The sequence below is a fragment of the Comamonas sp. genome, assembly GCF_009360615.1.
Taxonomy (GTDB): domain Bacteria; phylum Pseudomonadota; class Gammaproteobacteria; order Burkholderiales; family Burkholderiaceae_C; genus Comamonas.
The window spans coordinates 1-10,535 of sequence record NZ_SPEY01000009.1 but is presented as its reverse complement, the minus strand read 5'-3'; the positions used below and the strand labels follow the sequence as shown (position 1 = coordinate 10,535).

General features: G+C 64.6%; 7 protein-coding genes. 3 read left to right on the top strand and 4 right to left on the bottom strand.

What is annotated here, in order from left to right; genetic code table 11:
• Window positions 1–1,488 (top strand): alkaline phosphatase PhoX (locus E2583_RS02140; protein ID WP_291592762.1); only part of this gene is annotated, 1,488 nt, incomplete at its 5' end.
• An 82-nt stretch (window positions 1,489–1,570) separates the two neighbouring features.
• Here the strand turns inward: E2583_RS02140 and E2583_RS02135 are convergent.
• The 4 genes from E2583_RS02135 to E2583_RS02120 all read right to left on the bottom strand — a co-directional run bounded on the left by E2583_RS02135 (window position 1,571) and on the right by E2583_RS02120 (window position 8,605).
• Window positions 1,571–4,054 (bottom strand): UvrD-helicase domain-containing protein, encoded by a 2,484-nt coding sequence (locus E2583_RS02135; protein WP_291592760.1) that lies wholly within the window; start codon window positions 4,052–4,054, stop codon window positions 1,571–1,573.
• A gap of 181 nt (window positions 4,055–4,235) precedes the next feature.
• On the bottom strand, window positions 4,236–5,807 hold the full coding sequence (locus tag E2583_RS02130) for a DHA2 family efflux MFS transporter permease subunit (RefSeq protein WP_291592758.1): 1,572 nt from the start codon (window positions 5,805–5,807) through the stop codon (window positions 4,236–4,238).
• A 7-nt stretch (window positions 5,808–5,814) separates the two neighbouring features.
• A complete protein-coding gene (locus tag E2583_RS02125; protein ID WP_291592756.1) occupies window positions 5,815–6,981 on the bottom strand; it encodes an HlyD family secretion protein in 1,167 nt (388 codons plus the stop codon).
• A gap of 127 nt (window positions 6,982–7,108) precedes the next feature.
• The gene (locus E2583_RS02120; protein ID WP_291592754.1) at window positions 7,109–8,605 is read right to left on the bottom strand and encodes an efflux transporter outer membrane subunit; all 1,497 of its coding nucleotides are present in this window, start codon (window positions 8,603–8,605) and stop codon (window positions 7,109–7,111) included.
• A gap of 106 nt (window positions 8,606–8,711) precedes the next feature.
• Between E2583_RS02120 and E2583_RS02115 the strand changes: the two genes are divergently transcribed.
• Complete coding sequence (locus tag E2583_RS02115; RefSeq protein WP_291592753.1) at window positions 8,712–9,314, top strand: TetR/AcrR family transcriptional regulator; 603 nt, start codon at window positions 8,712–8,714, stop codon at window positions 9,312–9,314.
• 227 nt (window positions 9,315–9,541) lie between these two features.
• A complete protein-coding gene (locus E2583_RS02110; protein WP_291592751.1) occupies window positions 9,542–10,519 on the top strand; it encodes a GMP reductase in 978 nt (325 codons plus the stop codon).
• Window positions 10,520–10,535: the final 16 nt, after the last annotated feature.

Genomic DNA, 10,535 nt, shown 5'->3' with positions numbered 1-10,535 from the left:
GTGCAGTTCGAATACACCACCTGGGCCCAGGACGGCACGACCGATATGTACGGCAAGCTGCCCTCGCCCATCGCCGTGCTGACGCTGGACCAGGACCCGACCACCGGCAAGCTGAGCCTGGTCAAGTACCACAATGTGGACACCTCCAAGGTCCATGGCCTGTGGATCACCTGCGGTGCCAGCCTGTCGCCCTGGGGCACGCACCTGTCGAGCGAAGAATACGAGCCTGATGCCTTCAACGCATCCAACGCCCAGCTGCAGGCCTTCAGCCAGAATCTGTACGGCGACCCGGCCAAGGCCAATCCCTACCACTACGGCCATATGCCCGAAGTGACGGTGAATCCGGACGGCACCGGCTCGGTCAAGAAGCACTACTGCATGGGCCGCATCTCCCACGAGTTGGTGCAGGTCATGCCCGACCAGCGCACCGCACTCATGGGTGACGACGCCACCAACAGCGGCTATTTCGTCTTCGTCGCCGACAAGGAAAAAGACCTGTCCTCGGGCACGCTGTACGCCGCCAAGGTCGGTGCCGGCTTCTCCATCGACCCCGCCGCCAACAGCGCCGCGCCGCTGACCTGGATCAAGCTGGGCTCGGCCACCAGCGCCGAAATCGAGAACCTGGCCAACACGCTCAAGCCCTCGGACATCATGACCGTGTCCAAGACCGACCCCAGCGACGCCAGCTACACCAAGATCGTGGTCAACGGCAAGACCGAGTGGATCAAGATCAACCCGGGCATGGACAAGGCAGCCGCCTTCCTCGAAACCCATCGCTATGCGGCCTTCAAGGGCGCCAGCCTGGGCTTCACCAAGATGGAAGGCACCACCGTCAACGCCAAGGACAAGATCGCCTACTCCGCACTGCAGAACGTGCAGTCCTCCATGGTGGCCGGCAACGCCGCCAACGTGGCAGGCAATGGCATCTCCGTGCCCAAGCAACTGGTGGCCGGCGTGGTGATGGCGCTGAACCTCAAGGGCGGCCAGAAGGACACGACCGGCACCGCCATCAACAGCGAATGGATGCCCGTGGACACAGCTCCCCTGCTGGCTGGCGAGGATCTGCTGGACAGCGACGGCAAGACCCTCAAGGGCGACGCCCTGGGCAACACCGCGAACCCCAACAAGATTGCCAACCCGGACAACCTCAAGTTCTCGGAAAAAATGCGCACCCTGTTCATCGGCGAGGACAGCAGCCAGCACGTCAACAACTTCATGTGGGCCTACAACGTGGACACCAAGCAGCTGTCGCGCGTGCTGTCCGTGCCCGCCGGCGGCGAATCCACGGGCCTGCATGCCGTGGACGAAATCAACGGCTGGACCTACATCATGAGCAACTTCCAGCACGCCGGTGACTGGGGCGGCATCCATGCCAACGTCAAGACCCAGCTGGATCCGCTGATCAAGGCCAACTACAAGGACAAGTTCGGCTCCGCCGTGGGCTACATCACGGCCTCGCCCGCCCAAATGAAGCTCAGCGCCAGGTAAGCGCCCCACCCGGGACTCGATAAAAAAGCCGCGCCTTGCAAAAGGCCGCGGCTTCTTTCATGCGCCAGGGATATCGTGCAACTCAGTCCACGATTGTCAGCTTGGCAATCGCCAGCGCCAGCCACTTGGTGCCATGGCGGCCGAAGCTGACCTGGGCGCGCGCATCGTCACCCGAGCCTTCCACCGCCAGCACCTTGCCTTCGCCGAACTTGTTGTGAAACACCGCGATACCGGCCTTGATGCCGTGCGCGGGCTCAGCCTTCTGCGGGGGCACGGGCGGACTGGCAAAGACCTCGGCCTGCTTGCCGCCCCAGCCGGCAGCAGAGCCGAACTGGCCTGCGCCCCTGGAGCCCCAGGCACCGCCAGCCCCCGAGGAAGGGGTGAAGCTGCCAAAGCCGCTTTGCCGGGGGGTGATCCACTTGAGCGCTTCCTCGGGCAGCTCGTCAAAGAAGCGGCTCTTGACGTTGTAACGCGTCTGGCCATGCAGCATGCGCGTCTGCGAATGGCTCAGATACAGGCGCTTGCGCGCACGCGTGATGGCCACATAGGCCAGGCGCCGCTCTTCCTCCAGACCACCACGGTCCATCATGGCGTTCTCGTGCGGAAACAGGCCTTCCTCGACGCCGCCGATGAACACAGCGTCGAACTCCAGGCCCTTGGAAGCATGCACGGTCATCAGCTGCACCGCATCCTGGCCGGCCTGAGCCTGGTTGTCGCCTGCTTCCAGCGCTGCATGCACCAGAAAGGCCTGCAGCGGCGACAGTGTCTCGCCGGTGTCCGCATTGACCATGGAGGCCGCCGTACCGGCCGGCGCGCGCAGCGCGTCGTCCAGCAGCGGCTGATTCGGGTCCAGCCCCTGGCTGACCGGTGACTGGCTCAGCGGTGGGGCATTCTGCTGCTCGTCCAGAGGCAAGGCCACGGCATCGCGGCCAAAGCCCTCCTGGGTCACAAAGCTCTCGGCAGCCGTGACCAGCTCCTGCAAGTTCTCGATGCGGTCCGCGCCTTCTTTCTCGTTGCGGTAATGCTCGATCAGGCCGCTTTGCTCTTCCACGGTCTCGATGATTTCACGCAGCGTGCGCCCTTGCGTCTGCTCGCGCATCACATCGATCTGGGCCACAAAGCCTTGCAGCTTGGTGCCGGCCGCCCCCCCCACGGCGGTGACGGCATCGCTCAGCGAGGTGCCGCTGCTGCGCGCCGTGTCCTGCAGGACTTCGATCGTGCGCGCGCCGATACCGCGTGCGGGGAAGTTCACCACGCGCAGGAAACTGGTGTCGTCGTGCGGATTCTCCAGCAGGCGCAGATAGGCCAGGGCGTGCTTGATTTCGGCGCGCTCGAAAAAGCGCAGGCCGCCGTACACACGGTAGGGAATTTTGGAATTGAACAGCGCCGACTCGATCACCCGGCTTTGCGCATTGCTGCGGTAGAGCACGGCAATTTCCTGGCGCGTGAAACCGTCGTTTCTGACCAGCTGCTTGATCTCGTCGACCATCCATGCGGCCTCGGCCAGATCGCTGGGCGCTTCGTAGATACGCACCGGCTCGCCCGGGCCCTGGCTGGTGCGCAGGTTCTTGCCAAGGCGGTTGCTGTTGTGGCTGATCAGCGCGTTGGCGCAGTCGAGGATGTTGCTGTAGCTGCGGTAGTTCTGCTCCAGCTTGATCTGGTTTTTGACGTCGAACTCGCGGATGAAGTCCGCCATATTGCCCACGCGCGCCCCGCGAAAGGCATAGATGCTCTGGTCGTCGTCCCCCACGGCAATGACGCTGGCGGCCGACTCGTAGCGCCCGCCCACATCGTCGCCTGCCAATTGCTTGAGCCACTGGTACTGCAGCTTGTTGGTGTCCTGGAACTCGTCCACCAGAATATGCTGGAAGCGGCGCTGGTAGTGGTGGCGCAGATGGGCATCGTCACGCAGCAGCTCGTAGCTGCGCAGCATCAGCTCACCGAAATCGACCACGCCTTCGCGCTGGCATTGCTCTTCGTAGAGCTGGTAGATCTCGACCTTTTTGCGCGCATCGGGGTCGATCGCCTCCACATCGCCGGGCCGCATGCCCTCTTCCTTGCAGCCCGCAATGAAATACATCAGCTGCTTGGGCGGAAAGCGCTCGTCATCCACATTGAACTGCTTGCACAGACGCTTGATGGCCGAGAGCTGGTCTTGCGTATCCAGAATCTGGAACGCCTGGGGCAACTTCGCGGCCTGATAGTGGGCGCGCAGCAGTCGGTTGCACAGGCCGTGAAACGTGCCGATCCACATGCCGCGCACGTTGTAGGGCAGCATGGCCGACAGGCGCGTGAGCATCTCCTTGGCGGCCTTGTTGGTGAAGGTCACGGCCATGATGGAGCCGGGCGTGGCCTGCCCGGTCTGCAGCAGCCAGGCAATGCGCGTGGTCAGCACGCGCGTCTTGCCCGAGCCGGCACCCGCCAGAATCAGCGCATGTCCTGCGGGCAAGGTCACCGCCGCCAGTTGCTCGTCGTTGAGGCCGGTCAGCAGGGGCGATTGAGAGGCGGGGATGGCGCCGGAATTTGCACCGTCTGGCGCGGAGTCAAGCAGGTCGATCGGGAACATAGACCCCCATTGTAGAAATGCTGGCGACTCCCTGTGACTTGCTGCTGCTTTCGCGGCTTCGTGCTCCTGAAACAAAAGCTGCCTGCGCTTGATAAATGTGGATTTCAGATACTTTCATATCTGAGACTCACGAATATCAATCGCAAGCAGCTTTCAATTCATTCAAGCCACGGCCTCACACTCAGTGTCCACCCGCACCGGGCTCGACCGTGCGGCTCGGCCTCGGTGCCAGCCAGATCGCGCAGGCCGCGAGCACAAAGCCGCCCGCGATGATGAACATGATCCGGTTGGTGGCCAGCATCACGCTCTGGCTGGTGATGAGCTGATCGAGCGCCGACAGCGCCGCATCGGGACTCATGCCCGACTGCTGCAGTCCTTGCAGCACCTCGCCGCCGGCATCGCTCAAACCCACCAGTTCCGCATGTTTGCGCGTCGTGCCGTTCTCCCAGGCCGTGTTGACGACGGAGACCGCGGCCGCGCCCGACAGGGTGCGCAGAAAGTTCATCAGGCCCGCAGCGTTGTCCATCTCCTGCGGCTCCACGCTGGCCAGCGCCAGACCGGTGGTCGGTATGAAGAAGAACGGCAGACCCAGCCCCATGAACATCAGCGGCAGGGCGATGTCCCAATAGCCCATCTCCGTGGTCGCGAACGCGCGCCAGCAGGTGATCACCCCCATCCAGAACACGCCCCCGAAAATCAGCCGGCGCGGGTCCACCCGGGCCGCCAGCCCGGCGGCGGCCGGCGCCACGAACAGCGCGAACAGCCCTGTCCAGGCCGTGACCAGCCCCGCCAGCGTGGCCGTGTAGCCCATGAAGCTCTGCAGCCACAGCGGCGTGAGTACATTGACGGCGAAGAAGGCTGCAAACGCGAGGCTGATGGTCAGCACGGCCATGGAAAAGCCGCGGTGCCTGAAGACGCGCAGATCCACGATCGGGTGCTCGGCATGCAGCTCCCAGATCATGAACGCCGCAAAGCCCACTGCGGCCACGGCGGACAGCGCCACGATCACGGGCGAGGCAAACCAGTCCAGGTTCTTGCCTTCGTCCAGCATCAGCTGCAGCGAGCCCACCCAGACGATGAGCAGAACCAGGCCCACGCTGTCTATGGGGTTCCTGAGCAGCGGCTGCTCGTAGCGCCGCACCAGGTGCCAGACCGCCAGCGCGCAGACCAGGGCCACCGGGATGTTGATCAGAAAGATCCAGTGCCAGGTGTACTCGTCGCAGATCCAGCCGCCCACGATGGGCCCCAGCACGGGGGCGATCAGCGTGGTCATGGACCACAGGCCGATGGCTGCGGGCGCCATGCGCGGCGGGAAGATGCGCAGCAGCAGCGACTGGGACAGCGGCATCAGCGGGCCGCCGGCCAGTCCCTGCAGAATGCGCGCAAACACCAGCATGCCCAGCGAATGGGCCAGGCCGCACAGCAGCGACGCGAGACCGAACAAGCCCATGGCCGTGGCAAACACGCGCACCGCGCCGAAGCGCGCCGCCAGCCAGCCGGTCAGCGGCACGGTGATGGCCTCGGCCACTGCGTAGCTGGTGATGACCCAGGTGCCCTGGCTGGTGGTCGCGCCCAGGTTGCCGGCAATGCTGGGCACGGAGACATTGGCCACCGTCATGTCCAGCACGGCCATGAAATTGGCTGCGGCCAGCACCAGCGCCGCCAGCCACAGCGAGCCCCCCGTCAGCGGCACCATGCCGGCGGCCATGGGCACGGCAGGCGCATCGGCCGCACTTGCGTTGTGAGCACTCATGAGGCACTCACTGCGCGGCCGCCACGCCGGCTGCGCCGGCAGGGCCGCTGCGGGTGTCCACCGTCACCTGCATGGACAGGCCCACGCGCAGCGGGTTCCTTGCCAGCTCGCCGGCATCCAGCTGAATGCGCACCGGCAGGCGCTGCACCACCTTGATCCAGTTGCCCGTGGCGTTCTGCGCGGGAATGGCCGCAAACGCCGAGCCGGAGCCGCCGCTGAAGCCCTGCACAGTGCCGCTGTACTTCACATCGCTGCCGTACAGATCGGACTGCAGCTGCACGCGCTGGCCCACACGCACCTTGCCCAGCTGCCCCTCCTTGAAGTTGGCATCCACATAGATCTGCTGCACCGGCACCACCGTCATCAGAGGCGCGCCGGCCTGCACGCGCTGGCCAATCTGCACGCTGCGCCTGGCCACCACGCCATCGACGGGAGCACGCACCGTGCAGCGATCGAGATCGATCTGGGCCTGATCGCGACGTGCCTGCGCCAGTTGCACCTCGGGATTGGTCTCGGCATCCGCCCCCTCGATCAGCGCGGCGTTGACCTGCTTGGCACCCACGGCCGCTTCGCGGTTGGCCCTGGCCTGGGCCTGCGCGGCCAAGGCCGATGCCAGCTGCGCCCTGGCTGCGGCAAATGCGTTCTGAGCCTGCGTCAGCTCCTCGCCCGAAACCGAACCGCTCTGGGCCAGGGCCTGGCGGCGCTGCAGGTCGATGGTGGCACGCTCCATATCGGCCTCGGCCGCCAGCCGCTGGGCGGCCGCGCGCTTTTCATCGGCCTCGCGGGCTGTCACCTGAGCCTTCAGGCCGCCATCATTGGCCACATAGCCTTTGACGCGGCGCATGGCGCGGGCCAGCTCGGCCTCGGCCTGGGCCAGTGCCAGTCTGGCGTCCGTGGGGTCGATACGCACCAGCACATCGCCTTGCTTCACGGCCTGGGTGTCCCTGACCAGCACCTCCAGCACCGTGCCACCGATCGATGGCGTGACCTGCGCCACCTCGGCCGCCGCATAGGCGTTGTCGGTGGAGACGAAGTGAGAGGCATGCAGCCACCAATAGGCGCCGGTGGCCGCACCGGCAAGCAGCACCACGCCCGCCAGTCCGGCCAGGAGCCGGTTGCGGCGCTGTTCGCGCGCGGCAGGATTTGCGCTCATGGAAGAAGCGTTTTCAGTCATACAAAACCTTGAAAATATTCGCAGGACTTGCGCAAGCAAGAATGCAATAACGGACGGGCTACCGAGGCAGCCGTCGTGCCGGAACCCGTTTTGCGAAAGTCGTGATTCATCCGTTCAGGAAAGCGGCTCATGTCTTGGGCGAGGCCCAATCGTGGGCGCCGGAGGACTCGCTCCAGCCGCCACCCAGTGCGCGGTGCAGACCGATATCGAGCGTCAGGGCACGGGACTGCACATCGACCAGCTGACGCACGCTGGCCAGCAACTGGTCTTCGGCGGACAGCACATCGAGATGACGCGCCAGCCCGCCCTCGTAGCGCTTGCGGGCCACACGATGCGCCTCGGTCGCAGCCGCCACAGCCTGCTGCATGGCTGTCAGCTGCTGCTGCAGCGCTCGCTGGCTGACGGCGTTGTCCGCCACTTCCTGCAAGGCCCGGTTGAGCGTGCTGCGGTACTGGGCCACGGCTTCGTCATAGCGGGCGCGCGCGGCCCCCAGTTGCGAGCGCAAGCGGCCGCCATTGAAGAGAGGCAGGCTGATGGCCGGCCCCACGCTGGCGATGCCGGAGCCGCTGCGGGTCAACATGTCCAGGCCCAGCGACTGCACGCCGACCAAGGCACTGAGATTCACATCGGGATAGAACTCGGCCTGCTGCGACGCCACGCGCGACTCCAGCGCCTGGGCCTGAAGGCGGGCCGCCACCACATCGGGGCGACGGCCCAGCAGACGCGCCGGCAACTGCTGCGGCAAGGCCCATTGCTGCTGCCACGGTGATTGCAGGCGCCCGGCATCGAGCACGATGGCTGCACCACGATCGGGAGCGGCTCCCATCAGCGCAGCAATGCTGTTGCGCTGCAAGGCGACCTGTTCCTGCATCTGTGCCAGTTCGGCCTGCGCAGCGGCCAGACGCGCCCTGGCGCTGTACACGCTGCCCCGGTTTTCGAGCCCGTTGGCATAGCGCTGCTCAAACAACTCGGCCGTGGTCCGGCGCACCTGCACCGATTGCTCAAGCGTCTGCACATTGGCAGCCAGGCGCAGCAGCTGTGCGTAGGCCAGGGCCACATTGCTGGACAGCAAGAGACGCGCCTGCGCAGCATCGGCCTCGCGTGCGGCCAGTTCGCCGGCAGCGGCGGCCACGGCGGCACGCTGCCGGCCCCACAGGTCCAGCGACCAGCTCAGGTCCAGCGTGGCGCGGCCATAGTCATTCATGCCGCGCGGCGTGAAGGCCTCTGGCGTCAGATGGTGGTAGCTGAGCTTGTCCTCGCTGACCGAGGCGCGGGCGGAAAGCTGAGGCGCAGAGGCTGCTTCGCTCACGCCGAGCGTGGCCCTGGCCTGCTGCACGCGTGCAGCGGCCGCCGCCATGTCGGGCGCGCCTTCCAGCGCCTCGTCGATCAGATGGTCGAGCTGCGCATCGCCGTAGCGCTGCCACCATTGCTGGGTGGGCCAGTCCATGGGGGGCGCACGGTGAGCGGCCTGCAGAGTCTCGGGCACGGGCTGCGCCAAAGTGGCCTTGCCTTCCCATTCGGGAATCTGGGCGCAGGCTGCCAGAACCGCAGGCAGGCCCAGGGCCCACCAGCCATGGCGCCTGCGCCGGATTCGCTGCGGCGCGGCGGCGATACATGAAGTCATGAAATACTTTAATAATGAACTGTACCGTACAGTATATGTTTCCAGCATTTCAGATCGCAAGCGCTACACTGAAAGACATCACAACCGCCCCAGGACATTCCGCCCCATGCGCACCAAAACGGAAGAAAAGCGACAGGCCATCATTGACGTTGCAGCGGCCGCCTTCGGCGAACTGGGCTTCGAGCGCACTTCCATGTCCGAGATCTGCACGCGGCTGGGCGGCTCCAAGGCCACGCTCTACAACTACTTTCCGTCCAAGGAAGCACTGTTCCTGGAGGTGATGTTCCGGGCCTCCGAAGCCGACTTCCAGAACACCATGCTGGCGCTGCAGGCCGGCAGCGACGATGCGGCTCAGACACTGCGCAACTTTGGCCAGCGCTTCCTGGGCCTGCTGTACTCGACAGAAGTGATGGCCGTGCGACGCCTGCTGGTGTCCGAAGGCGGGCGCGACAATATCGGCCAGCGCTGCTGGGACATGGGGCCGGCACGGGGCAATGCCGCCATCAACGCCTTTTTGGAGCAGGGCATCGAGCGCCGGCTGCTGCGTCGCGCCGATACCGAGGTCATGCGCCACCATCTGCTGGCGCTGCTGGAAGCCGAATTGCTGCCGCGCTTCATGTTCCAGCACCTGCCCGCCCCCACCGCCGAAGAGATCGCTGAGTGCACCCGGCGTGCCGTCGAAGTCTTCATGCTCGCCTATGGCCAGTAGGAACAGGCCCCCTCATAAGAAAAACCGTATAACCACCATAAGAAAGTCGGCGGCTATGATTTGTGGCCGTACCGTATAGAATCAATCACCGGGCCCAAGTTTCTTGAGGTCCGGTTTTTTTTGCCCGAACGATCCCAAGCGGCAAACCAACCGGTCTCCAAGCCAAGCGCCTATCCTTGAATTGCAGCGGCTGCGACAGCCGCCAACACTTTGGAGCTTGGAATCAAATGGAAATCTTCGACTACGACAACATTCTTCTGCTGCCCCGCATGTGCCGCGTGGACAGCCGTTCGGAATGTGACACCAGCGTCGTGCTGGGCAACCGCAGCTTCAAGCTGCCCGTGGTGCCCGCCAACATGAAGACGGTGGTGGACGAGAAGATCTGCACTTATCTGGCACAAAACGGTTTCTTCTATGTGATGCACCGTTTTGACATCGACAACGTGGCCTTCACAAAGGACATGCAGTCGCAGGGACTGTTTGCCTCCATCTCCCTGGGCGTCAAGCAGCCGGACTACGAGACAGTGGACCGTTTCGTGGCCGACGGCCTCTGCCCCGAATACATCACCATCGACATTGCCCACGGTCATGCCGAAAGCGTGAAGAACATGATCGCCTACATCAAGGCCAAGATCCCTGCGGCCTTTGTGATTGCCGGCAACGTCGCCACGCCCGAAGCCGTGATCGACCTCGAAAACTGGGGAGCGGACGCCACCAAGGTTGGTGTGGGTCCCGGCAAGGTTTGCATCACCAAGCTCAAGACCGGCTTCGGCACGGGCGGCTGGCAGTTGTCGGCGCTCAAATGGTGCGCCCGCGTGGCGACCAAGCCCATCATTGCCGACGGCGGCATCCGCAGCCACGGCGACATCGCCAAGAGCATCCGCTTCGGAGCCACCATGGTGATGATCGGCTCCCTGTTTGCGGGCCACGAAGAATCGCCCGGCAAGACCGTGGAAGTGGACGGCCAGCTGTTCAAGGAATACTACGGCTCGGCCTCCGACTTCAACAAGGGCGAGTACAAGCACGTGGAAGGCAAACGCATTCTGGAGCCCATCAAGGGCCCGCTGATGAACACACTGGTCGAGATGCAGCAGGACGTGCAGTCCTCCATCAGCTACGCAGGTGGCACCAAGCTCATGGACATCCGCAAGGTCAACTACGTCATCCTCGGCGGCGACAACGCCGGCGAGCATCTGCTGATGTAGGCCGCCAGGCGCGACT